Source organism: Nonlabens xylanidelens, from assembly GCF_002934445.1.
In the GTDB taxonomy this organism is placed as follows: Bacteria; Bacteroidota; Bacteroidia; order Flavobacteriales; family Flavobacteriaceae; genus Nonlabens; species Nonlabens xylanidelens.
Genome location: NZ_PTJE01000002.1, coordinates 155,618 through 181,069 on the forward strand (window position 1 = coordinate 155,618; position 25,452 = coordinate 181,069).

The window sequence follows — 25,452 nt, forward strand, 5'->3', positions numbered from 1 at the left end:
CATTAAAGACACGTAAAAATGAGCCAAAGAAATTTAAAAAACACTTATAGAATCCATAAAATTACAGAAAGTTTGTTGTGGTATTCGCTTTCGCGAAAGCGGAAACATAACATTATTAAATTTAAAATCAATTGTTAGCCGTTTACCAGAAAGAAATAACACTTAATAAAATAGACTTAAAATACTACCTCTCTAAAGAGGTTTTAATGAAATCCTCTTATCTTTGATATGGAATAAGATTTAATATTCTTAATGCAACAAATTAAACAACATCTTGAGGGCATCGCGCACATTACAGATAAGGATTGGGAATTCTTTATCTCAAAATTGACGCATCGATTAATACCTAAAAAGACTGTTTTTTTGGGTTTAAATGAGGTAGAAAATCACATTTCTTTTATTCAATCTGGTGTGGTGCGTCTTTTTATACCTAAGGATGATACAGAAAAGGAAATCACTTTTGGCTTTAGTTTTAAAAACCAATTTGTGAGTGCTTATGATTCTTTTCTTACCAGACAGCCTTCTTCTTATCAATTACAAGCACTTACAGAAACAAGTATTTTAAGCATTACCTACGACGATTTACAAGACGTTTACAAAAACACACAGATAGGAAATCTAATAGGTAGACTCACAGCAGAACGTCTTTTCTTACTTAAATCTAGTAGAGAACAAAATTTACTAAACCTCACAGCAGAAGAACGTTACCTTAAGCTATTTAAAGAAAGACCTGAGCTATTAAGAATTATGCCTCTCAAATATATAAGTTCTTATATAGGTGTAACCGCACAGGCTTTGAGCCGTATTAGAAAACGAATTTCTTGATCTAGGTTCATAGTTTAAGAACACAACTGCTTTTACCTTTGTAAAAAAAATAGATTATGGCAGTTATACTTCTAGTACTGGTACTATGGTACGGTGGGCTTTTCTTTCAATCCTTCTTTTTACATAGATATGCAGCGCATCAAGTTTTTACAATGTCTAAAACCATGGAACGCATCACTTTTGTACTTACATGGATTTTTCAAGGCTCTAGTTATCTAAGTGCTTATGGATATGGAATCATGCACAGAATGCATCATGCTTTTACAGACACAGAAAAAGATCCACACTCACCATCTTATGATGATAATATGTTTGCGATGATGTGGAAAACAAAGACTACGTATCAAGACATTAATAAAAATCGAGTTCCAGTTGAGGCTAGATTTACTAAGAATGTACCACAATGGAAAGCGTTTGACTCTTTTGCAAGTTCTCGTTTTTCTAGATTGTTATGGATCACGCTTTACATATTATTCTTTGCATACTTTGCTACAGCATGGTGGCAGTGGTTATTATTACCTATCACTTTTATGATGGCACCTATACATGGTGTGATTATCAACTGGTTCGGTCATATATATGGCTATGTTAACTTTAAAATGAAGAATACTAGTAAAAATCTTTTTAGATTTGATTTCTTAATGATGGGTGAAGGATATCACAATAATCACCATAAATATGCAAATAGAGCTAATTTTGGTGTGAAATGGTACGAAATTGATGTAACTTACCTCATTATTAGATTACTGAATACTGTAGGTATTATTCAATTAAAAAGAACAGGACATTAAAGCACAGCCCTTTTTTTTTAAGAAGAGGAATCCTCTCTACGGTATCCAAACCTGTAGGGGGATTTTGTTCTTAAATTAAAGTTGACCGAGAGCAACCAGATCATTTACGTAATTCTTTAGTTAGAATTGTGATTGCTTACTTACTAAAACCAAGCTCTTTTCAACTAAAAAAGCCAAGTCTAACGACTTGGCTTTTTAATTTAATAACGATATCTATTACTTCTTATCCTATTATATAAACAACAAAATAAGAGTAAGCACTAGCCCTGCTGCTGCAAATATGATTCCTTTTCTAAATATCTGAGTACCTGGCATGAACATCCAGAAGGCCGATATAACAAAGAATAAAAGCGATACACCAAAGAAAATATTAAGAAAGAACAATGGCTCTCCTGATTTTGCTTTATGAAAATGCGTCATTTTATCAAGTATGTAAGGAAGTTCTTTTTTTACAAAACTAGCTTCTCCAGTAATGCTATTATAACTACCACCTTTAAAGTAGTAAACGCCGGCTTCTTCTTTACTTATTTTAAGATTTTTGATTTTGAGAGCAGGTCCTACCTTATCCTTAGATAAACGAGCTTCTACTGTTTTCTCAATTTTAATTTCGTTCTTTAATGCATCTGTATCTCTGAAGATCAAAGCGACTCCACTAATAGCATAAACGGCCATGATTCCTGCCAAAAAGAAGCCTAAGTGCCTGTGTAATTCGCGCATTTTTTGAGATGTCTTTCTGCCCATAATAAAGTATTGTCTAGATTTATGTTAAATGACAAATCTAATGGACTAAAAAAGAAAATGACGCACTTTTTTATAAAAAAATATGGATCAAAAATAAATGAACCAAAAACAGCTCACAAAAATTATGAGTTAGTACCACTACTGTAATTATAGAATGCCTAGCATGGAATAGAATCGATGAAATACTCTTTGCGATACCTTATAACTACAACTAATACAGACCACTGTAGACAAATAAAAACAGTTGTTCATCCTGATACACAATTGATTAATAACTATTAAAATTTGTTTTCTCATAATCATTTACTAGTTAAAGTTTGAAAAAATAGATGAATTCGTAATTATTATACGAATAAATCAATAATTTGGTAACAACCTTTAAATCAATTATCAAATGAAAAAACTATCCTTATTAGTTCTATCCATTTTCATTTTTACAGCTTGTAATAATGAAGAGGCAGACTTTCAGGCAGAAACACCTGTAAGTAGTAAAACCCTCACCATTCAAGAAGTGAATCAATACATATCTGACCAGTTGCAACAATCTGGAGATGTAGACTGGACACATGCACCTGCAAACGTACTGTACAGTGCTATAATGCATGGTGATGGTATTCTTAGTTTAGGTTATGGACAGCCAGGTGAGCATTTTGCACAAGTAAAAACAACAGACCTAATTACAGCAAAACAAAACGCTATCTCAATTGCTGCTAATAAAGAAGGAATCAATAAAACAGAAGATTTCCTTATTGCCGATGATGATTTACTTAACTCTATCGAACTTAAAATTAACAATTTAGAAACTGTAATCGCTTTACAAACTGCTAACAACATACGTTATATAGATCCTATAGGCTATGGTTTATATGTAGATCCTAATGGAGTCGTTTTAAAATCTAGTTCTGGCTGTGATCAAAGCGGACAAAGTATCAATAGCAATGACTATACAGTTATATCACCTAACGCATGGAAACCATGGAATTACAACATACACAACATAGACGATGCCTGGAATTATAGTACAGGTGCTGGTGTTACCGTAGGACTTATCGATACAGGAATAAGTGCTAATCAAAGATTATTAGGTAGTGATTTTAATGACGGCGCTTCTTCTGGACGTAGTATTCAAAAATTCGGAACCTTTATAGATTCTAACTGGTGGTGGAGCAATAATACAGATGGACCTAATGACCGTTGTGGTCATGGGACAACTATGGCATCTACTATAGCCAGCCCACGTAATAATGACGCAATGCCAGTAGGTGTGGCTTATAACTCTAACATGGTAGCCTATCGCGGTACAGAAGACGTGCTTCTTAATGACTATCATGAACGTAAAGGTGTAAGTAACGCTCTCAAGGCTCTAGGTAACCGCAGCGATGTAAAGATAATCTCTATGTCTATAGGTTATGTATGGAGCATAGGTAATGTAAAAGATGCTGTAAAATATGCCTACTCTCGCAACAAGATGATAGTTGCCGCAGGTGGTACGTCTACATCACTTACTAGCTGGTACGGTGTTATTTTTCCTGCAAGTATGAGTGAGACAGTTGCCGTTACTGGATTAAAAGATAATGGATATAACCGTTGCGATATTTGTCATGAAGGTAGCGAGATAGATTTTACAATTATCATGCAACGTGCTAGTGACGAGTCTAGAACTGTACCTACTTTAGGATTCAATAATGGGACACGTAAATACGTAGGTGGTAGCTCTGTCGCGACCGCTACAACGGCAGGAATTGCTGCGCTAATATGGAGCAAAAATCCTAGCTGGTCTAGAGAGCAAGTTTTAAATAAAATGAAGCAGTCTAGTGAGTTCTATCCTAGTCGTAATTCAAGATTTGGTTATGGAAATATAGATGCTTTACAAGCAGTTCAATAGATCAATTAATTATTAACTTAAAAGCCTTTATCTTATTGAAGATAAAGGCTTTTTGAATTTTAAAAACTAAGTATAGACATTGCCTATAGTACGAGAATATGTTAAATTACAACTTGTCTAAGATCTCTTTTGGATCGGCACGGAGCTTGTAATCTTCTTCTATAAAATGGTACTCAATAATACCATTTTTTCCTATTACATAAGTAGCCGCAAGAGGTAATTCTTGGCTAGTATTTCCCTGCGTTCCATCTAGATCAATACCGAATTTTTTATACAGATTTTGTAAGTCTTCTGGAAGTGTAAAAACCAGATTCATGGCTCTAGCTAGTTCATTATTTTTATCGGTAAGAATGTCAAATGTGAGCTCATTCTTCTCGTGAGTAGTCATAGAATTATCTGGAGTCTCTGGAGTAATTGCGATAAGCCTCGCTCCTTTTTCTTCCATCTCTGGTAAAAAATGTTGCAGTGCTTTTAATTCTAGATTACAATAGGGACACCATCCACCACGGTAAAATGAAAGTACTACTTTGTCAGTTTTTAAAATCTCGTTGACATCTACCAGTTCGTTATTTTGATTAGGTAATTGAATTGCTGGTATTTTATCTCCTGTCTTCAGAGATTTAGAAACGATATGAGACGCTTTAAGCTCTTCAATACCCTTAGACATGATTTCTTGTGATTCCCCTGGATGACGTGATGCGCTACCTTCTGCTAGAGACTGTAATTGTGCTATAAGATTCATTTTATTTCCTTTTTTATGGTTACCCAATATTAAAAGATAAATCTCACAGAAGTATAAATTCCTAATTAAAGAAAACCTAAATTTTAGATTTTAGGCGGTAATAGCTGTGTAATCTTAATAAACACACCTCGCTCCTATTTCTTATTTCGTTTTGCTTTGCGTGCTTTTTTCTCTCTGTATTCCTTAATACGTTGCGCTCTCGCAGACAGTTGTATGCTATCATAAGACTCTGGCAGGTTATTCTCATACTCCTTCCAGTTTTTACGAGCCTTAAAGTAGTCAAATTCTATCGCCGCTTCTTGGTCTTCTAACTTATCGTCTGTAATGCTGTTTAATAAGATATCTTCTATGTAAAAGTCTTCTATAACAGCCTCAGGACTGTATTCTTCTTTTAACGAGATATCAAAAAGGCTCGCTGTTTTATCAAACCAGAAAGCACTCCAGCCACTACGCAGTCTTCTCAAAAGCGCATAAGCGGTGTCACCGGTCTGTCTATGAATGAGTTTTATGAGTATTTGTCCTTCGGTTTTTGTTAGTTTCTTAAGTTCGGCAGTAAATTCTTCTTCTATGTATTTTTCTACCATTTTAGAGTATTTCTTCTTTTGGTTTTTAGTCCTAAGAGAAGACAGTCGTTGATCTAGAACAGTAAGTCGTTCTGCCGCAAGTTTTGCATACGGCCACACTTTTAATACTTTACGTTTTAAAATCAGGTATTTAATACGCTCGTATCTGCTCTCAAATTTTAGATCTTGTAAGAGCAGGACACTATTTAATTCTATCGCATTGATAGAATCTCCATCTACATAAAAATACTCGGCAGGAGATTTTATGATCGAGTCCTTTGATACAGGCTGTGGTGATGGTGTCTGTTGCGCTTTCGCGAAAGCGAGACCACAAAAAACCATTAATAAAACGATAACCTTATTCATTATATCCATTTACACACTAAAAGTATTCCAAAAATAAGAAACCCTATAATATACAAGCGTTTTTGAGCATAGATTATTATCTTCACGTTCTAAAATTTATCACATGGCTGAAAAAAGCATTTTAAATAAAAAATCTCTCGACTTTCTTGAAAAATACCTAAATACGGCCTCTCCTACTGGTTATGAATGGAACGGTCAAAAGGTGTGGATGGACTACTTGAAACCATATGTAGATGAGTTTATTACTGATAATTATGGTACTGCAGTAGGTGTTATTAATCCTGATGCAAAGTTTAAAGTCGTTATAGAAGGACATGCTGACGAGATCTCGTGGTATGTAAATTACATTACAGATGATGGTCTTATTTATGTGGTGCGCAATGGTGGTTCTGACCATCAAATAGCACCTTCTAAAAAGGTAAACATTCATACTAAGAAAGGAATTGTGACTGGAGTCTTCGGATGGCCGGCAATTCACACACGTTCTCGTGCCAAAGAACAACCGCCTAAACCTGACAACATCTTTATAGATACTGGTTGTGAGACTAAGGAAGAGGTGCTAGAACTAGGTGTAGATGTAGGTTGTGTAATCACGTATCCAGATGAGTTTTTTGTGTTGAACAAAAACAAATTTGTATGTCGTGCGCTAGATAACCGTATGGGTGGTTTTATGATAGCCGAGGTGGCTCGTTTATTAAAGGAAAATAAGCAAGAATTAGATTTCGGTCTATATGTAACTAATTCTGTACAAGAAGAGATAGGATTGCGTGGTGCAGAGATGATTACTCAAACCATAAAACCTAATGTTGCGATTGTTACCGATGTGACTCACGATACTACAACACCTATGATTGATAAAAAATCAAATGGTGATGCAGCTATAGGAAAAGGACCTGTCCTGGCCTATGCTCCTGCTATACAGAATAACCTGCGCAACCTAATTATGGACGCGGCAGATGCTAAGGATATCCCTTACCAGCGTCGTGCAACATCACGTTCTACTGGTACAGATACAGATGCCTTTGCTTATTCTAACGGTGGTGTACCTAGTGCGCTTATCTCATTACCTTTACGTTACATGCATACTACGGTAGAAATGGTACATAGAGATGACGTTGAGAATGTCATTAAGATGATTTATGAATCTTTATTGAAAATTGAGAACAATCATGATTTTAATTACTTCTCTAATAAGAATGAAGGTTTATACTAAATCATAAAAAGATCTTTTAAGTAAATAATTACTTAAATAGATTGTAATTACAAATCCCTACTGGCGCTAGCCAGTAGGGATTTGTTTTTTAAGGGAGTTTAAGGTGATTAATTTTAACTTAGATTGTTGAAAACTCGGCTTTTAGTTGAGGGGAGATTTGTCTAGTTTTAAGACTTATTAATCAATGCTTTAATCAATAAAAAAGAATGGATACAATATTAAATATATTAACAATTGGTTTAAGACCTTTATATTATAAACATTATTCCTTTTATCTTATAATAATAAATTTCCGAAATAAGTTACCTCGAAAACAGAATCAAGCCCAAAAGTTAAATAAAAATATAGAAAAAATAATTTTGAAAGATAATTACAATCTTTTCTCAGTAATTGATTTATCAACTCAAAAAGTAAATTTTACGGAATCTGATGTTGATCTATTTTATAATCAATTGAATCATTTTGATTATAACTTTGTAATATTTAAAAATTACTACAAATCAATTGTAAAAAACTTAAATCGGTTTAATCCAAAAGCCAATGATCAGTCTTTTGATACTGCGATGTTGATAGACATATTAAAAGACCAAAAATCGAAACCGTACAAACCTTTCCCTATTTTATGGTATCATATAAAATATAAATACAAACTAACTTCTTGGATTTTTAGACATTTCAACTAAATCATTAATTGTATAAAAAAATTGTAAATAGAATTAGCTTAATTTTAAAATCTGTATAAGAATTAAAATATTTAAAGTCGAATTTATTAACCAAACCCAAAAATGAAACCCTTACTCCTATTACTATTTATATCCAACTTTGCTTGTTCTCAATACTGGGGCGGCCAAGAAATTAAAGAAAGTCAATTGGAAAATTGGATTCCAAAATTTGTATTAAAATATGCCGGTTCTTATCATTTTGGTGAAAGTGAAAGTGAATCTGAATTACATTTATATTTCAGTGGAGATGTTATCATAGGTCAGGTGCATAATGCCTATTGGGAAGAAAAAAAGGTATTATCTCGCAAGCGTAATTTTATCAATCTTACTCATATTGAAATAGACAAGAAAGGGAATTTTACCAGCGACCAGTATCATGGTAAGTTTGTGACTTTTACTAATGAGTCTGGAGAGGTCTACAAAGCCTTAAAAATAGATAACCCATGGACCAGCTGGATAGAAGACAGCGCATATGAAATAGGAACTAAAACAAGGTTAGTTTTTGAACACATCTATTACGGTAACTATCCAAAATCTTCTTACAGAAAATTAGAACCCAATGAATTAAAAAAGATGTCTAAAAATGAGCTGACCATTATGCGAAATGAAATATATGCTCGATATGGGTATATCTTTATTAAAAATGGCAAGATGGATCAATATTTCAGAAAGCAAGACTGGTACCATGCAGAGCATAAGAATGTAGATCGCTTTTTGAATGAAATTGAAATATTTAATATTCAATTAATTAAGAGTCTGGAATAGTGATATAAAATACCAATAACCAGAATTCAATAAAACAATTCCATACCAACCACTCTATTATGAAAACCACCCAACTAAGATATTTAATCATAACTTGCGTTCTATTAACAACAGTACAACATGGTATCTCTCAAAACATTTACGATAACAAATTAGGAGATTGTGACACATCCAGATTTGGACTAGAAAGTAAAGTAGAACAGGCAAAAATAGAAGACTCTAAAATCATAGATGCTATTAAGAACAGCCTTAATGGAAAAGCTTTTCAAAAACTAAGAGGTGTATTAAAATTACAGATTATCGTCTATACTGATGGCTCTTCCTGTTTATTCAGTTATGAGAATGAGACCAATTTAAAGGCAAGTGAGTTAGATATAGATTATATAAAAACTGCTGTAGATACTGATCTAGTATGGAACAAGGTCGAAGAAAACGTTACCGCTTTATTAGAAATAAATTTTAAAAAGCGAAAAACAGTAATTAGAAGAATGGGGATTCATGGCGATCTAGGCTGGCATATACTTAAAAAGTAAAACATGCCTTTTCTAGGACAGCAAGGGTTTGGGATATTATTAGATCGCTTTATAGAATTCTCTAGTGTTAGAGGTCTTGTGGGCGGTTCTTTACTCTTTTTTTGTGCAGTGACTCTTTGGATTTTTGAGAATGAACTTTTAATTCATATCCTACTCATTTTAGGAATCATATTAGGTATTTCATTGATATTATGGAAAGTTCTTGAAAAAAGTAAGGATAAAGACCTGTCCTAATTTAAAACTAGTGTAGAATATTTTAACAGCTACTTATAATTCTAAAATAGATTTAATCAAGTCGTTATTCAGTATCTCATCAATAATTTTAGACGCTTGTATAGGTGTTTGAGCAGGATGGCTTTGAAATACTTTCTTATTCAACTCTTCTACGGTGTCTGTAAATGGTATTGCCTTATTTATGGACATCTCCCTTATGGTAGATTTATATCTCGTATTAAAATTAAGATTATCAGGATCTACCTTTCCTTCTTTAATATAACCTCTCATTTTTTTAGAACATCTACAGGGGTTCTTCACATTAACGAGTCCGCATTTTTTATTCATCCAGTTGTATAGCTCCTGCCTGGTCCTCATTAATTTGATTCTAAAATTACCTGGTGTAATTCCTAGTATCTCACCACCTAGATTGTGATCTATGTCAAACATTTCTCCCAGGATGTAAATCATGCGTTGTTCCTTAGATAAACAGAGCAACATACCTGTAGTACAATTAATTCTTATCTCTTCAATAGAATCTTTAAATTCCTTTTGTTCTTGGTCGTTTAATTCAAAACTAGGCACAGAATCTATAGAGTTAAAATAACTCTCAAAGCTCACTAATTTTAATTTTGCATTTTGTTTTTTACTATTCAAAAAATGGTTTACCGTAATGCGGTACAACCATGTAGTAAATTTACTTTTACCTTTAAATTGAGAAAGAACCGTAATTACCTTTATAAAAACCTCTTGAGTTAAATCTTCAGCATCTTGTGTATTACCAGCCATTTTAAGAGCTAGATTATATACAAACATCTGGTGTCTAATAATTAAGCCTTGTAACGCTTTTTTATCTCCATCTATCGATAGTTCTACAAGTTGTGTATCGGTATAGTCGGAATAATTACCTGATAAAAGATTCTTCATAATTTGAATTTTAAAAGCCTCATTTCAAACAAATTGAAACAAGGCTTAATTTAAGAAATAATAAATTCTTTACAATTATATAGAGTTAATTCCACCTTGTACAGCAATTTCTTCACCGATGATATAAGAAGAATCATCAGATGCTAAAAACAATACTGCTTTTGCTACCTCTTCTGGATCACCAAAACGCTTTAAAGCTGTTTGTGCTGTAATAGCCTCTGCAGCTCCAGTAAGAACATCATCTGGTAAACCGATTTTACCCCAAAATGGAGTACCGATAGGTCCAGGACTTACTGCATTCACTCGTATTCCTCTAGGAGCAAGCTCTGCAGACGCAACACGTACAACAGATCTAAGAGCTGCTTTACTAGCACTTAATAAACTACTACCACCGAAACCAACTTCGTTTAAATAAGAAGTAGTCATAATAACAGACGCCTTATCATTTAAGCTTTTGATACCTTTTTGTAAAGTGAAGTAAGAACCTTTAAAGTTCACATCCATCATATCATCAAAAAATGCTTCATCAGTATCTTCTACAGGAGCCAGTTTTCCTTTACCTACATTTACAAATAGAGTATCTACTCCACCATATTTTGATGTTGTTTCAGAAAACAATCTTTCTAAATCTGCGTGATTAGTAACATCACCTTGAACCGCATAACTGTTAGAACCTAATTGTTCTACAGCAGCATCTAGCGCCTCTTGTCCTCTACTGAAGATAACTACTTTAGCGCCATTATTAATAAATTCTTGAGCCGTTGCAAGACCTATTCCACTTGCTCCACCTGTAATTACTGCTACTTTACCTTCTAATTTTCCCATTGTTCTATTTTTTTTAAATATTTTAAACATATTAATAGTGTATCTATAACTTGGACAACAGATAAATGGACGTGTTACAAAACTATTTTTAAAACAATGATTAAAGACAATAGATGATTCTAAAAATATGTAAGATAGAATGCTATTCTCACTGGCTTGTAAAAGAGACTAACCATTGCTCAACATATGACTATCATTACATTCTATAACTTAAAGGAGAAATTAAAAAACTGAATTCTAAGTGATTTATTTAAGAATAAAAAAGTGTCAAATTATATTTAATAATTTTAAAAACTATCTGAATAAAAAGTAGATTTAATGTTATTCACTCTATTAATTGACGCAAATCTAGCCTTGCGTGATGAGCTTATTAAAAAAGCTAGGTTGAATAAGGATATAAAAGATTAATTATGGGCAAATGAGGTTAAAGAATTTGGAATTATTTTTTATAACATGCACTTTATCGTAAAAAAATAAAAATATCTAGTTATTAAAATATTCTTGTATATCTTTTAACTTCATTAAAGTATTTCTTTTGACGAATAAGCTACTCCTTATCTTACTACTATTTTGCTATAGCGCATCTACTTTTTCTCAAAACAGTACAAGTAAGGTTGCAGATAGTGTGAACGTTTTAATTTCCTTATCTAAGAATAAAAATATAAGTGGTAACTATAAAGATGGATTGAAATTTGCAACTTCAGCAGTGCAACATGCAAATAAAACTACGGATAAACTATTGCAAGCACGGGCTTATGTGAGTCTAGCTAACACCTATCAAGCCATTAATGATAGTGATAATGCAAAAGAGTATTACCAAATAGCACTAGACAAAAAAACAGATGACTATTTTGTAAATGTAGCCTCACTTAATGGATTAGGTAATATATATTCAATAGATAAGAGTACAGCAGATAAAGCTGCAGGTTATTTTGAAAGATCGATATCATACACTCTAGAAGCAGGAAAAAATGAACATTCATTTTACACCTACTATAACATAGCTGGTATGTATTTAAATTTTAAAAATCCAGACAAAGCATATCCTTTTATTCTTAAAGCTAATGAGCTACTACCTAGAATTGAAAAAGAAAACCCTTTGCATCCATTATTACAAAATTTAAACTTTGCTATTTATCACAACCAAAAAAAAGATCATAGCCTTGCACTTATATATATTAATAAAGCGCTTAAAATAGCAGAAGAACATGCGCTTAATAAAGAACTCATAGATATATATGATTTCAAAAGCGAAATACATGAAGCGTTAGGAGCTTATGACCTGGCCTTAGCAAGTCTTAAGAAAATGCATTATTATAAAGATCTAGACTTTAATACAGAAAAAAGTCTTCAGGTAGAAGAAGTAACAGCAGATTTTAAGGTTAATGAATTTAAAGAAAAAGCTGAAGCCTCTCAATTAAAGGCAAATTTTATTACCGTAGTGGGAATCGGTACGTTACTATTTCTAAGTACTTCCTTTCTTATTTTTTACAACTATAAGAAGCAATTGTCTTATCAAAAACTTGAAAAAAAGAATAAAGCACTTGCACGAGCTAAGAATGAAGCTGAACATGCTAATAAATTAACATCAGACCTATTAATAAATATTAGCCACGATTTAAGAACACCGTTGTATGGAATTATGGGTATTACCGGAATGCTTATTGAAAACCCATCAATAATAAATACAAAAAAAGGGCTTTTAAATTCTCTAAAATTTTCTGGAGACCATTTAAAAGTCGTTATAAATAATATTCTTAAAATTAAGGAGGTAGAATCTAATAAAATCAATTTAAAAGTAGCTAAAACCAATTTACACGATTTATTAAGAAACATAATAAATTCATTAAATTATCTAGCCGATCAACAAGAAACTCAATTAACACTTGATATTTCAGATGACATATTAGAACACTATATTATAGATGGTAATAGTCTATCAGAAGTAATCACTAAGCTCATTGATAATGCTATAAAGCATACTACAAATGGTGCTGTTACCTTTTCCATAAAAATGATAAATAAAGAGGCTACAAAGCATTATATTGAATTTAAAGTTTCTGACACAGGATCAGGGATTTCAAAAGAGGATCTGTCTATTATTTTTGATAATTTTAATCAAGGTAATCTAGAAGAAAATACTTCTTATGGAATAGGTTTAGGACTACCCATTGTAAAATCTCTAATAAAGATGATGGGCAGCAAATTATATGTTAAGAGTGATGTAGGTATAGGATCTGAATTCTCTTTTATACTAGAATGTGAAGTTCCAAATGGAGAAACCGCACGATATACTAGTACAGAACATAAAAGTCTACAAATATTAGTTGTCGAGGATAATAAAATCAATCAAATAGTAACTCAAAAACTAATAAATTTGCTAGGGCATGACTGTACCATTGCCATCAACGGACAAGAAGCTCTAAAAGAATTTAACAGTAACCATTTTGACTTAATCCTAATGGATCTCAACATGCCTATTATGAATGGGTTTCAAGCCTCAAAAGCAATTACTGCACAAAACAAAAATATTCCAATAATAGCGTTAACAGCCTTACAAATCAGTGAAGTAAAAGAACGATGCAATAATGTTGGAATACTAGATATTATCAATAAACCAATAGATAAAGAAACTTTAAAAGCTATTATACAGAGTGTTTACAGTTAACATACCTAAACGATAACTTTTAAATTACAAAAATTATAAATCAATACTCGTTGTATCATTAGCTTCATTTATTCTTGCTATAATTCTAGACGGCATGATTCAAACTCTTAAATTTGCAGCCAGATAGTAAATGAGAGAATTACATTGCAAGAAGAATTAAAACAGCATAGAAACCAGTGTTATACTTGTATGAGGCCAGTAAGCACTTGCATTTGTAACCTTATTAAACCGTTGACAACTAACACTCGCTTTGTTATCTTAATGCATCCTAAAGAGTATAAGAAACAGAAAAACGGTACCGGTCACATGACCCACCTACAGCTGGAAAATGCAGAAATTATAGTAGGTGTTGATTTTAATAAGCATCAACGTGTTAATGAAATTCTTTCAGATCAAAATAACGCTTCCTTCCTACTCTATCCTGGTAAAGAAAGTTTCAACTTATCCACCAGTAATAGTACAGAAATGAATGATTTTATGGGACAGCATCCCTATCTATTTATACTAGATGGTACCTGGCCATGTGCTCGTAAAATGCTTAAACTGAGTAAGAACTTACAACAGCTTAGAAGAGTGAGCTTTGACAATACTATTAAATCAAAGTTTATCATCAAGCAGCAACCAGAACCTCTATGCTTAAGTACGATTGAATCTGTTTACACAGTAATTAATTTGCTTAAAACTAACAATTTAGAAAATTGTGATGCGAGTAAATTTCTCGTTCCGTTTGAAAAAATGATTGAATATCAACTGGAATATTTTCTTAATCCAAATAGTAAGAACTATTCTACAACAACAAACAAAGAGATCATTCCCAAAAATCAGTACAAAAAGAATACGCAAAGAAGTACTATTCTAGAGTCGTAGTTTTCAACAAGAAATTTATAATACAAATACTTCTTTTTACTCATTAAAAACTAAACCAATTTAGGACACTGCGTTTAGAATACATAGTACTAACTCAAATATCGAGTAACACAAAACACTATAAGAGATAGATGTTTAATTCGCTTTCGCGAAAGCGATAACACATTACCAAATAGGCAATTGTATTATACTTGTCTATTGTAGTACTTTAAGAATTTTAATAAGTTGTATATTTTCTTATAATATCTAAAACCTTAACAAATGAAAAAGAATATTTTATCGTTACTAACTCTCTTTGCCATTTTTCCAGTTATACAAGCACAAGAAATCCCCTTAGAACAATTAGAAACACAATCGATTAGTAATTCTAAGATGAATTCAAAGTCTATTTTAGAAAATGAAATAGAAGGAATTCATGTGGATCACGTCGCTTTAGGAGATGATAAAACTCAAGTAGATACATACCAAGAAGGTTATAGAACCATTTATTTATTCATGAAAGGATCAGGAAAAGTCATTGCGGCAGATAAAAGCTATGAAATTGTGCCTGAGACTATATTTTTACCTAATGCTATTGATCATATTAAAATAGAAACGACACCTAGTGAAACGTTGCACTATTTAAAGATAACCAGTAAATTAACGGATCAAGATATAATGGACTTAAAAGAATTCCCTAAAGAGAATACTGAAAATGTATATTATGCAAAATTCACCGATTGTAAATCTTATACAGAGCCAATTAAAAGTCCTAATACAGTAAGTCGTACTATTTTACCTAATAAAATTATTCCTAGAATAGCTATGGGAACCGTGCAAACTACTGGTCCTGATAAAGTAGGTGCTCATGAACACCCTATGTTAGAACAATTATTCTTAGGTTTAACTGATAATGATTGTACCGTGTATGCAGACGACGCTCAAGTAGATTTTCCAGAATACTCTGTTTTACACATCCCTCTAGGCTCTAGTCACTCCGTAACTGTAGAAGAAGATAAAGTTTTATATTATGTATGGATGGACTTCTTTAAAGATAAAAAGGGCGAAGAATGGCTGAAAACTCATAATCAAGATGAGGATAAGGATCACAAAAAAAAGAAGTAAGATTCAAACAACTTCATATAATTAAAAAAATCTCCCAAAAACCACGAGTTGTTTTTGGGAGATTTTTTAATCTGAGATATCTATAACTAATTATCTTACAAATAGTTGTACTCTATCTACTGGTGTAGAGTTAGAAGGAAGACCTCCATTCCAGGAGTTAACACTACCTATAGAATAAAACCAGTTACCACTGTTAACTGTTCCATCTAGATAGGTATTACCACCAGAAGATTCTAGTCCACCCCATCCATTGTTAGTCATAGAAATATTTATAGGTGTGTAACCAGTTACAGGACTTGTACTAGATGCTCCACTTCTAGGGTCAAATGTCTGGCTCCAGTGATTTGTTAAGTTTAAGGTTGGGTAGTGCAATCTAAATTCATAACCTGCTGCAGATTTGACTTCATCTAGTTTGCTTAAAATAGAATATTTGTTTGTGGATAATCCTGGAGAGGCTACATTAAATTCGTTTGCTTCTGAATCGTTTGAAAAATAACCACCAGCTGTATTATGAGCAAATACTAAAGTCCAACCACCGCCATCGTTAGTCATATCACAATAACAATCATAAGATGGGTTACTACCAGCACCATCAGGATCTATCGTATAAACACCGTCAGTTCTAGCGCCAGCATTATAATAAGCGAGACAGGATTCAAACACATTAGTCACAGTAGTACTTGCACTACAACTAGCGCCACGCCCCATTAAGGTAACTGTAAAATTATCTGTTTGTTGATTTATAGGAGTACCAGTACCGTTTAATGTAATCGTATTTAAACCTATAGAAGTAAATGCTCCAGATGCAGAAAAGCTATATCCATTCACAGTACCGGTAGTAATGGTATAAGGTTCTATCACATTAACAAATACGTCTACCGTTAGTGTATTACTAAGATTTAAAGGACTTCCCGCTTGGTAACCTCCATTTATGCTAGTAGAAGAACAATCTAATGAGTTAATAGGCATTTCTCCTAAACATCCAGACCAAGAAGAGCCTTTATAGTATTGAAAACAATTACTGTCTAGATTATAAATAAAAAGACCTTCGGCAGGAGATAGAATATTATCCCTTTGTACTTCAGTCATTCTAGGTAATAAAACACCTTGATCTGTAGATTCTATATGTAATGCACTAGAAGCATCTGGAGCCGCAGTTCCTATACCTACTTGTGAAAAACCAACATTAAAACTAATCAGAACAATTATTAATACGCAATGAAACTTGAGCATAGAATTTAACTTAATATTAATAGTATTACCCTACAATTATAAGTCATTAAATCATTTAACTTTAGATAATTAATAAGAAATTTTAATAATAATTAGATTCCTTCATGTAACCAATTATAAACCGTTTTAAATAGTATAAATTATACTGTATTTAATCGATAAATGTAGTATTTACAAGTGTTTACAAAGCTAAAGGCACTTATTTAAAGCACTTTTGTTTCATTAAATAGTACCAAATTTAATTTTTAATTAAACACTATAATCATTCTTACATGTTACAGAAAGCTACAAGTGCTTTACCTTTGTATTAAGAACTTATTTTATGTCCCTTACCCATCGCATTCTTTTTGAAGACAATCATCTTATAGCGATTAATAAACAATCTGGTGATCTAGTTCAAGGAGATAAAACTGGAGATGAAATACTGCCAGATTTAATTAAAGACTATATCGCAAAGAAATATGATAAACCAGGCGCTGTATTTTTAGGCGTTGTACATAGGCTAGATAGACCTACTAGTGGTGTAGTGATATTTGCTCGTACCTCAAAAGCATTGCCTAGAATGAATAAACTTTTTTCTGAGCATAAAACAGAAAAAACTTACTGGGCGATTATAGAAGGTAAAGCTCCTAATAAAACCGCTCGACTAGAGCATTACCTCGTGCGCAATCCTAAACAGAATAAAAGTTATGCTCACGACCACGAAGTGCCTAATTCAAAAAAGGCTGCACTTTCCTATACTGTAATTAAAGAATTAGATCGTTACACCTTATTAGAAGTTAAATTAGAAACTGGTAGACACCATCAAATAAGATCTCAATTAAGCAAGATAGGTTGTGTTATCAAAGGCGATTTAAAATATGGTGCAAAACGCAGCAACAAAGATGGCAGTATACACCTACATGCTAGGTTTTTAGAATTTATCCATCCGGTAAAAAAAGAAGCTGTAAAAATTACCGCACCAGTAAATGTTAAAGACCCTATCTGGAAAGCTGTTTCAAAGCTTTAATTCTTATGTTTTCTTAATGGTCATCATTTAACGTTGATTATTTCTTAGCTTTACTTTTCATAGTCACAAAATATGAATGCAAAGCAACTCCATAAATCACAACTAGACTTTTTTAAGACTCGTAAAACGGTAGATGTATCTTATCGCATTAAGAGTTTACAACGACTTAAAACTGCCATAGAAAGTCGAGAAAAAGAGATCTATAAAGCACTTGCTACCGATCTTTCTAAGAGTGAATTTGAAGCTTTTCTTACCGAGTACAATGTTATCTTAGGAGAACTTAAAAGCTATATTAAGAAAACTCGTAAACTATCTCAACCTAAAATTGTTAGACCTTCTATACTCAACTTTCCATCTAGGTCAAGAAGATATCCAGAACCTTATGGTAATACATTAATTATCTCACCGTGGAACTATCCATTTCAACTCGCATTAGGCCCATTAATAGGTGCGGTAGCTGCTGGTAACACAGTGGTGTTAAAACCGAGCGAATTCACCACTGCTACCTCTCAATTATTAAGTGATATTATAGAAGAAGCTTTTGTAAAAGAGCATGTTTGTGTTGCTCTAGGTGATGCTACCGTGGCACAAGAATTAACTGCTTTGCCATGGAATTACATCTTTTTTACAGGTAGTCCGGCCGTAGGTAAAAAAATATATCAGGCCGCGGCAAAACACCTCACTCCTGTGACTCTAGAATTAGGTGGTAAAAATCCATGTGTCGTAGATAATACTGCGCATATAAAAGTTGCTGCAAAACGTATCGTCTGGGCAAAATTCTTAAATGCAGGACAGACTTGCATTGCTCCAGATTACTTACTCGTGCACAAAGATGTAAAGAATAAGCTAGTTAATGAGATTAAGAATCAAATTCATGAATTCTTTGGAGCCGATGTAAAAAACTCTCCAGACTTACCTCGCGTTATAAGAAACGATCAGTTTGATAGACTCATGGAAATGTTAGAAAATGAAACTATTCTACAAGGTGGTGATAATGACAGGGCATCGTTATACCTCGCTCCTACTTTGATAGATGAGCCTAGTCGTGAGAGTAAGGTGATGGAACAAGAAATTTTTGGTCCTATTTTACCTGTCATCAGTTATGAAAACAAAGAAGACCTTGAACAGTGGATAGATAGTTATGAAAAACCTCTAGGTGCTTATTGTTTTACCAGCAATTCTAAATTTGAGAAATGGTTTTTGAACAGATTTTCCTTTGGCGGTGGTGTTATTAACGACAGTATCGTTCAGTTTATAAATGACCGCCTTCCCTTTGGTGGTGTCGGTAACAGTGGTATGGGATCGTACCATGGAGAAAAAACGTTTGAAACTTTTTCACATTATAAGAGTGTTGTACATCGTGGCACCTGGATAGATTTACCTTTAAAATATGCACCATATCAAGGGAAATTGAAAACTATAAAAAAATTACTTCAGTGGTTATAATCTTAATCGCAGCATTCACAAAATGGTCATAAAGTGTCGTTAAGATGTTGTTAGCACGCTTTCGCGAAAGCGGAACCACAACTATCTTTAAAGAAAAAAGACATGATTAAGGAAGGGTCTATGGTAAAGTGGAAATGGGGAAACGGTACCGCAACAGGTAAAGTAGAGTCTACGTTTACTAAGAAAGTAACGAGAAAGATCGATGGAAATGAAGTCACTAGAAATGGTGAAGAAGGAAACAAAGCACTTTATATTAAACAGGAAGATGGTGATAGTGTTTTAAAACTAGAAAGTGAAGTAGAACGTGCCTATTAATCATTTTAAATGACTAAATTTAACCATATAATATACCCATTTTGGATCTATCTTTAATTACATCACAACAATTGCTAGCGTCTAGCGCACAAAGCCTTTTGGGCTTGCTATTTATAGCGAGTATTATTGTGGTCGCCTGGTTGTGGTTTTTAAAAAGTCAACGCTCAAATACCGACGCTCCTAAGAGCTCTGTTTCTATAAAAATAGATAGAAACGGAAAATATAGATACGAAGCAGTACCTAATTCTGGTAATAGCAATCTTAAATTTTGGATTAAAATAATTATTGCAATTATGGCACTTGCTTTTTTATGGATTCCTATAAAATCGTTTATCAATCCGCAGTATTAAATTATGGCACAGTTAATTAAAATTTACGAGGATAATCCTAATCAAAAAGAACTAGAACGCATAGTTAAAGCAATGCGCGCTGGTGCTCTAGTTATATATCCTACAGATACTGTCTATGGTCTAGGGTGTGATATTACTAATAAACCTGCCTTAGAAAAAATTGCTAGAATTAAAGGTGTGAAACTAGAAAAGGCTAACTTTTCTTTTATCTGTGAAGACTTAAGTAATCTAAGTGATTATGTAAGCCAGATAGACTCTCATACTTTTAAAATATTAAAGCGCAACCTGCCAGGTCCTTATACCTTTATTTTACCAGGTAATAACAATTTACCGACTGTTTTTAAGAAAAAGAAAACGGTAGGAATACGTGTGCCGGATAATAATATTGCTATAGAATTAGTAAAACTATTAGGCAATCCTATTATCTCTACTTCTATTAAAGATGAAGATGAAGTGGTAGAATACACTACAGACCCTAGTCTTATTGCAGAGAAATGGGATAACCTAGTGGACTATGTTATAGATGGTGGTTATGGTGGTAATATAGGATCTACTATAGTAGATCTTACTGAAGATGAGCCAATAATCATACGTGAAGGAAAAGGATCTATAGATTTATAAACCTTTATTTCTAGATTTCATAAGACAGAGTTTTATACTAGTATTCTAATTTTTGCGATTAGCATTATTACTTATATGTATGTTTTATCAGAAACTATACATTTAAGAGAGTCTACAATGGATATCAATATTCATGACACCTATTACCTTTTTTCTTCTATTGATTTCTTTACTCTTATTCTTATTTTCGGAATTATTTCAAGTTTGATAATTTTTATTTTAAGCTTGAAAAAATTTAAAGCTTTTTCATTACTATTATTAATATTTACAGTTAGTTTTTCTTTATTTGTCTATTCTAGTTTATCAAATTTTGTATACTCAACAATTTATTTGCCTGATCTTCCAAAACGGTATTACATAAATACAGTTTTTCCAGAAGAAAATAACTTTAGGTTACTTATTATCATCTCTTTACTTATCTCTTTTCTTTCTTTATTGATTTTAATAGTTTGTAAACTCCTGAGAGTTAAAAAGAAGGTTAATTAACTCCTGTTTACTTTACTCACAAAGCTTTCTTATTTCACACTTTCTTATTAGAATGGTATCTATTTAATCTCTAATTTTAGAAGAAATAAAAACACTATAATAATGTCTTATTTAGAAAAAGAAACTGCACAACAAGATGCTAACGTAAGTATCTATTTTGAAGATCACGGTAGCGGACAACCTATAATTTTAATACATGGATGGCCATTAAGTGGCGCACAATGGGAATATCAAGTACCTGTACTAGTAGATGCTGGTTATCGTGTAATTACTTATGACCGTAGAGGTTTTGGTCGTTCTTCTAGACCATATAATGGTTATGATTATAACACTATGGCTAGCGACCTACATGACTTAATTGAACAATTAGATCTAGATAACGTTATTCTTGCTGGTTTTTCTATGGCAGGTGGTGAGCTGGCTCAATATGTAGATACTTATGGAACTAGTAAAATAGACAAGTTAATTTTTATAAGCTCCATCGCTCCTTACCTACTCAAAACAGATGACAACCCAAACGGTGCTCCTGACGAAGTATTTAAAGGAATGGAAGATAACGTGAGAAAGGATCGCACAGGATTCTTAAAAGGTTTTGGTAATGGGTTTGTGAACTATGACGATAATAAAGATCGCATTTCTCAAGGTCAGCTGGACTATAATTTTCAGATAGCAGCTAGTGCAAGTCCTAAAGGCTCGCTGGATTGCATCAACGCATTCGGTAGAACAGATCTTCGTCAGGCACTAGAAAAAATAGATGTCCCTACCCTATTTATACATGGTGATGCCGATAATATTGTACCTATAGAACCTAGTTCTAAACAAGGACACGAGATAGTAAAAGACTCAAAATTAGAAATTATCAAAGGTGCTCCACATGGACTTTATGTTACTCATAAAGAAGAACTTAATCAACTGCTATTAGATTTTATCAAATAACATTTTTTAAAAATCTAAAACTTCATAGCGCTCTAGAGATTTTTCTAGAGCGTTTATTTTTTGCTCTATTTTATTGAAAAAACGTGCACGCTCTTTAGAATTAGAATGTGATAAGGAAGTAGCCTGTTTCAACTGGTGTTTAAAATATCCTTCAATGCGGTGCAACATATTACTAGCCGTAAATCTTATGTAACCCAACATGGTCATAGTGACAAAGCCAGCCACAGGCTTGCCATGCTTATAAGCAATAGAATTATTGGTCATTATTAATAATTCATGATAGTGTATGTCATAACGATCTGTAAGCAGTTCTTTTTGCTTTAAAGCAATTAGGTTTTTAATGTCTTTACACAATATTCTAGCGTCTTCTAGTCGTAACATTCCTGCGGTAAGAAAATAATCAATCTGCTTGAGACTGCTAGTTACTGTAGTATCATTCCATATTTCACACACCTCAAATCGTTCAATGAGTTGTGCTATTTCCTTCATCGCCGACTTCATTTCCATAGTCAGGTGAAAGTTCTCATATTTAGTATCCATAAATGTAGGATCCATAAGTTGCAACCACACATAAATTTTAAACCTAGCCAGTTCACTATTATCAAAATGATGGTACACAGGAATATCCTTTGCACTGTACTCAAAACGCACTCCATCTTTTCCTAGTTGTCTTAGGTTTCTTACTGTTTCTACTAGATATTCTTCCATACTCTTAATAGAATTTACATGAGTAGTAGCCTCGCCTAGTGCACTTAATTTTACATCTTGCACCATAATATTATCCAGTGAGAACTGCCCTGTTTTTGCCAGTTCCATAGCTTCATCTGCTGTTAATTTTGCCTTGCCTTGAATACGTCTATAGGCAGCATCATAACTTATATCTAAGACATTTGCTACTTGTTGTATAAAAGATGTTTGATCGGTTACGCTTTCGCGAAAGCGATTAATAATTAAGTCTTGTTTTTTCATTTTGCGTTATTCACAAATTAAAAGTACGAAATACTTATTTAACGCAAATCTTGTTTTAAAAAACACAATAGATTTGGAATATAATAAAAAAACTACCTATTATGAATATTCCTAAAGTGCTCATTCTATTCCGTTTATTACTTGCTCCCATTATTTTAGGACTTGCCTATTTTATAGGTGACGATTCTAAAACAACCATAATAGTGCTCATGTATCTAGGGTTGATCTCTGACATTCTAGATGGTATAGTAGCTAGAAAACAAGGTGTCTCCAGTACTAGTTTAAGAAGAATGGATAGTCAGACAGATATGGTGTTTTGGCTTTCTATAGGATTTGCCACGTGGATACTCTATCCACAACTTATTGCAAATAATTACGTTTCTATATATGTAATTCTTGTCATGGAGGTAGCATGTTATGTGATAAGTCTGGTTAAGTTTAAAAAGGAGACTTGTACGCATGCATTTCTATCAAAATTGTGGGGTATTACTTTACTCGTTGCTTTTACATCGTTGATAGGTTTTAATCATTCAGGAATTCCCTTTGCACTAGCGATAGTCATGGGAATTATATCACATATAGATAGAATACTTATCACTATCATACTTCCTAAATGGACGCATGATATACCGAGTGCATACCATGCTTATTTGATAAGAAAGGGTATCGATTTTAAAAGAAATGATTTATTAAACGGCTAACTAAAGACAATAATTATGAAAAACCTAGTACAACAATATTATGCCATATTTGAAGAAAAGGTATCTACTACTACATTTACACAACTGTGGATTATGCTACAAAAAAATCTAGGCACAAGTTACTTAGACTTAAAGCTAGACGAATTGTGCAACACAAAGAGAAAACAATTACTCTCTTTAATGCCTAGCCACATAAAGGTAGGAAAAGAGTCGGTATTGAGTATTCAATTAACCAATTCTAAAATTGAAGAATTGAGAATGGTTTTATTAACCTCTGGACTTTCTTTACTTAAATTAATTAGAATACCTGTTACTATGAAAGAGCAAGAACTCGCTATACCACCACAAATAATGAGAGATCTATTCTAGAGTTTCTGCTTGCAGTTCTCCTAAGAACTCGTAGAATTCTTCTTTAAATCGTTCATGCTTCTGACCAGTTGCCAGTCCATTATAACCGGTGTGTATACGTCTCACTTTACCAAATTTATCTATATAAATACTGGTAGGGTATGATAATACATGGTTAAGCATTGGCAACTTTTCATTTGCTGTTTTCTTATCTGTAGAACCATATTGAGCTAATAAAATAGGATACGTAACATTCTCTGCATCAATAAGTCTTTTTATAGATTGCAAAGCAGCTTTTTCGGTAGGTGCATATTCAAATGCTAGACCTATAAATTTTACATTAGGGTTTTGAGAGTTGATATATTCTTGAAAAAATCTAGTCTCTTCTAGACAGTTAGGACACCAGCTACCTAATAACTGCACTACAACAACCTGATCTTTAAATTCTGCATCTTGTAAGCTAACTTGCTTTCCATTTACATCTTTAAAACTAAAATCTACAGAATCATACCCTTCTTTTAAATAAGTAAGCGTTGTAGCATCTGGTAGATTATAATCGTTATTAAGAATTGCAGTAAATGGTTCTTTCCAGTGATTACCACTATAAAAATATCCTTCTAGAACACTGTCTTTTACAGCTGCTTCAAATAGAAAAGCATGAGCACCGTCAAAGGTGGATAACTTTAAAGTATCATTTACCACAGCACCTTCAAGAAATCTATAATCTCCGGTTGTAGTTTCAAAAGTACCTGTAACTTTATTTCCTTCTTGAGTAAAAACACCTTTTGCAATGTAACGATCTGATTCACTGTCTGGACTGAAAACAGTTTCATAGCTACCAGATAAAAAGGAAGATGTTGTAGCATCTTCAATCGACGCAAAACGATAATCTTTTCCTGCAGTCATTGTAAATGGTACTACTCTATCTAGACTAGGTTTAACGTGTTCTCCTGTTATTAACTCATTAGATTGAAATTCACCTTTAAAGTATCCTTCAAAAACTGGAGGTTTTATAAAAATAGAGTCTCCTTCTATGGTGATCTCTGTAACGATAATTTCTTCATTTGCATTAAACATCGTTAAGGTATGGTCTTCATTTACCTTTAATTGTACCGGTAATTCTTTGTCATTACCTAAATCAAAGGTTAGTCTCCAGTTGCCAGGAGATAATGATAAAGCTACGGCTTGGGTAGACTCTTCTTTACAAGAGGAAAGTAGTATAACGAGCGAAAGAAATAGTAATTTTTTCATACTGCAAGTTTATTGCATAATTATCACGTAATTATTA

The 25,452-nt window shown here is 32.9% G+C and carries 27 protein-coding genes; 19 read left to right on the plus strand and 8 right to left on the minus strand.

Going from position 1 to position 25,452, the window contains the following annotated elements; all coding sequences use genetic code 11:
- Positions 1-252: 252 nt before the first annotated feature.
- Together LY01_RS05785 and LY01_RS05790 are read left to right on the plus strand one after the other, a co-directional pair.
- Entirely contained in the window at positions 253-825 is a 573-nt protein-coding gene (locus LY01_RS05785; RefSeq protein WP_104514882.1) for a Crp/Fnr family transcriptional regulator, read from the plus strand.
- A gap of 56 nt (positions 826-881) precedes the next feature.
- Positions 882-1,616, plus strand: coding sequence for an acyl-CoA desaturase (locus LY01_RS05790; RefSeq protein WP_104514883.1), 735 nt, complete (start codon positions 882-884; stop codon positions 1,614-1,616).
- Between the two features lie 231 nt (positions 1,617-1,847).
- Here the strand turns inward: LY01_RS05790 and LY01_RS05795 are convergent, their stop codons facing one another.
- Positions 1,848-2,357: a PepSY domain-containing protein gene (locus tag LY01_RS05795; RefSeq protein WP_104514884.1), complete on the minus strand. Its 510-nt coding sequence runs from the start codon at positions 2,355-2,357 to the stop codon at positions 1,848-1,850.
- A 394-nt stretch (positions 2,358-2,751) separates the two neighbouring features.
- Between LY01_RS05795 and LY01_RS05800 the strand changes: the two genes are divergently transcribed.
- Positions 2,752-4,242: a S8 family serine peptidase gene (locus LY01_RS05800; protein ID WP_104514885.1), complete on the plus strand. Its 1,491-nt coding sequence runs from the start codon at positions 2,752-2,754 to the stop codon at positions 4,240-4,242.
- 106 nt (positions 4,243-4,348) lie between these two features.
- On the opposite strand, the gene LY01_RS05805 is transcribed toward LY01_RS05800, so the two are convergent.
- Together LY01_RS05805 and LY01_RS05810 are read right to left on the minus strand one after the other, a co-directional pair.
- Positions 4,349-4,984 (minus strand): peroxiredoxin-like family protein, encoded by a 636-nt coding sequence (locus tag LY01_RS05805; protein WP_104515199.1) that lies wholly within the window; start codon positions 4,982-4,984, stop codon positions 4,349-4,351.
- A 134-nt stretch (positions 4,985-5,118) separates the two neighbouring features.
- A complete protein-coding gene (locus LY01_RS05810) occupies positions 5,119-5,913 on the minus strand; it encodes a DUF4294 domain-containing protein (protein WP_245890645.1) in 795 nt (264 codons plus the stop codon).
- Between the two features lie 103 nt (positions 5,914-6,016).
- On the opposite strand from LY01_RS05810, the gene LY01_RS05815 reads away from it, so the two are divergent.
- The 5 genes from LY01_RS05815 (at position 6,017) to LY01_RS05835 (ending at position 9,380) form a co-directional block, all read left to right on the plus strand.
- Positions 6,017-7,126: a M42 family metallopeptidase gene (locus LY01_RS05815; protein WP_104514887.1), complete on the plus strand. Its 1,110-nt coding sequence runs from the start codon at positions 6,017-6,019 to the stop codon at positions 7,124-7,126.
- Positions 7,127-7,332: 206 nt separating this feature from the next.
- Entirely contained in the window at positions 7,333-7,809 is a 477-nt protein-coding gene (locus LY01_RS05820; protein ID WP_104514888.1) for a hypothetical protein, read from the plus strand.
- 102 nt (positions 7,810-7,911) lie between these two features.
- Entirely contained in the window at positions 7,912-8,613 is a 702-nt protein-coding gene (locus LY01_RS05825; RefSeq protein ID WP_104514889.1) for a YARHG domain-containing protein, read from the plus strand.
- A 59-nt stretch (positions 8,614-8,672) separates the two neighbouring features.
- On the plus strand, positions 8,673-9,146 hold the full coding sequence (locus LY01_RS05830; protein ID WP_104514890.1) for a hypothetical protein: 474 nt from the start codon (positions 8,673-8,675) through the stop codon (positions 9,144-9,146).
- Between the two features lie 3 nt (positions 9,147-9,149).
- On the plus strand, positions 9,150-9,380 hold the full coding sequence (locus tag LY01_RS05835) for a hypothetical protein (protein ID WP_104514891.1): 231 nt from the start codon (positions 9,150-9,152) through the stop codon (positions 9,378-9,380).
- A gap of 33 nt (positions 9,381-9,413) precedes the next feature.
- On the opposite strand, the gene LY01_RS05840 is transcribed toward LY01_RS05835, so the two are convergent.
- Positions 9,414-10,286 carry an RNA polymerase sigma factor gene (locus tag LY01_RS05840; protein WP_104514892.1) on the minus strand — a complete coding sequence of 291 codons (873 nt, stop codon included), beginning with the start codon at positions 10,284-10,286 and terminating at the stop codon, positions 9,414-9,416.
- A gap of 75 nt (positions 10,287-10,361) precedes the next feature.
- Entirely contained in the window at positions 10,362-11,111 is a 750-nt protein-coding gene (locus LY01_RS05845) for an SDR family oxidoreductase (protein ID WP_104515200.1), read from the minus strand.
- A gap of 535 nt (positions 11,112-11,646) precedes the next feature.
- Between LY01_RS05845 and LY01_RS05850 the strand changes: the two genes are divergently transcribed.
- The 3 genes from LY01_RS05850 (at position 11,647) to LY01_RS05860 (ending at position 15,750) form a co-directional block, all read left to right on the plus strand.
- Entirely contained in the window at positions 11,647-13,779 is a 2,133-nt protein-coding gene (locus LY01_RS05850) for a tetratricopeptide repeat-containing hybrid sensor histidine kinase/response regulator (RefSeq protein ID WP_104514893.1), read from the plus strand.
- 144 nt (positions 13,780-13,923) lie between these two features.
- Positions 13,924-14,646, plus strand: a complete 723-nt coding sequence (locus LY01_RS05855; protein ID WP_104514894.1) for a tRNA-uridine aminocarboxypropyltransferase — start codon at positions 13,924-13,926, stop codon at positions 14,644-14,646.
- 261 nt (positions 14,647-14,907) lie between these two features.
- Complete coding sequence (locus tag LY01_RS05860) at positions 14,908-15,750, plus strand: hypothetical protein (protein ID WP_104514895.1); 843 nt, start codon at positions 14,908-14,910, stop codon at positions 15,748-15,750.
- 90 nt (positions 15,751-15,840) lie between these two features.
- Here LY01_RS05860 and LY01_RS05865 read toward each other — a convergent pair whose 3' ends face one another.
- Positions 15,841-16,983: a fibrinogen-like YCDxxxxGGGW domain-containing protein gene (locus tag LY01_RS05865; RefSeq protein ID WP_104514896.1), complete on the minus strand. Its 1,143-nt coding sequence runs from the start codon at positions 16,981-16,983 to the stop codon at positions 15,841-15,843.
- Positions 16,984-17,305: 322 nt separating this feature from the next.
- On the opposite strand from LY01_RS05865, the gene LY01_RS05870 reads away from it, so the two are divergent.
- The 6 genes from LY01_RS05870 (at position 17,306) to LY01_RS05895 (ending at position 22,146) form a co-directional block, all read left to right on the plus strand.
- On the plus strand, positions 17,306-17,992 hold the full coding sequence (locus LY01_RS05870) for an RluA family pseudouridine synthase (protein ID WP_104514897.1): 687 nt from the start codon (positions 17,306-17,308) through the stop codon (positions 17,990-17,992).
- A gap of 72 nt (positions 17,993-18,064) precedes the next feature.
- Positions 18,065-19,438, plus strand: a complete 1,374-nt coding sequence (locus LY01_RS05875) for an aldehyde dehydrogenase (RefSeq protein WP_104514898.1) — start codon at positions 18,065-18,067, stop codon at positions 19,436-19,438.
- Between the two features lie 102 nt (positions 19,439-19,540).
- Positions 19,541-19,753 carry a hypervirulence associated TUDOR domain-containing protein gene (locus LY01_RS05880; protein ID WP_104514899.1) on the plus strand — a complete coding sequence of 71 codons (213 nt, stop codon included), beginning with the start codon at positions 19,541-19,543 and terminating at the stop codon, positions 19,751-19,753.
- 41 nt (positions 19,754-19,794) lie between these two features.
- Positions 19,795-20,103 (plus strand): hypothetical protein, encoded by a 309-nt coding sequence (locus LY01_RS05885; protein ID WP_104514900.1) that lies wholly within the window; start codon positions 19,795-19,797, stop codon positions 20,101-20,103.
- Positions 20,104-20,106: 3 nt separating this feature from the next.
- Positions 20,107-20,724, plus strand: coding sequence for an L-threonylcarbamoyladenylate synthase (locus LY01_RS05890; protein ID WP_104514901.1), 618 nt, complete (start codon positions 20,107-20,109; stop codon positions 20,722-20,724).
- Positions 20,725-21,312: 588 nt separating this feature from the next.
- The gene (locus LY01_RS05895; protein ID WP_104514902.1) at positions 21,313-22,146 is read left to right on the plus strand and encodes an alpha/beta fold hydrolase; all 834 of its coding nucleotides are present in this window, start codon (positions 21,313-21,315) and stop codon (positions 22,144-22,146) included.
- Positions 22,147-22,152: 6 nt separating this feature from the next.
- Here the strand turns inward: LY01_RS05895 and LY01_RS05900 are convergent, their stop codons facing one another.
- Positions 22,153-23,115 carry a hypothetical protein gene (locus LY01_RS05900; RefSeq protein WP_104514903.1) on the minus strand — a complete coding sequence of 321 codons (963 nt, stop codon included), beginning with the start codon at positions 23,113-23,115 and terminating at the stop codon, positions 22,153-22,155.
- Between the two features lie 101 nt (positions 23,116-23,216).
- Here LY01_RS05900 and LY01_RS05905 point away from each other — a divergent pair, with 101 nt between their 5' ends.
- Entirely contained in the window at positions 23,217-23,816 is a 600-nt protein-coding gene (locus tag LY01_RS05905) for a CDP-alcohol phosphatidyltransferase family protein (RefSeq protein ID WP_104514904.1), read from the plus strand.
- 15 nt (positions 23,817-23,831) lie between these two features.
- Positions 23,832-24,185 (plus strand): hypothetical protein, encoded by a 354-nt coding sequence (locus tag LY01_RS05910; RefSeq protein WP_104514905.1) that lies wholly within the window; start codon positions 23,832-23,834, stop codon positions 24,183-24,185.
- Here the strand turns inward: LY01_RS05910 and LY01_RS05915 are convergent.
- Positions 24,177-25,415, minus strand: a complete 1,239-nt coding sequence (locus LY01_RS05915; RefSeq protein WP_104514906.1) for a TlpA disulfide reductase family protein — start codon at positions 25,413-25,415, stop codon at positions 24,177-24,179. The genes LY01_RS05910 and LY01_RS05915 overlap by 9 nt on opposite strands.
- Between the last annotated feature and the right edge of the window lie 37 nt (positions 25,416-25,452).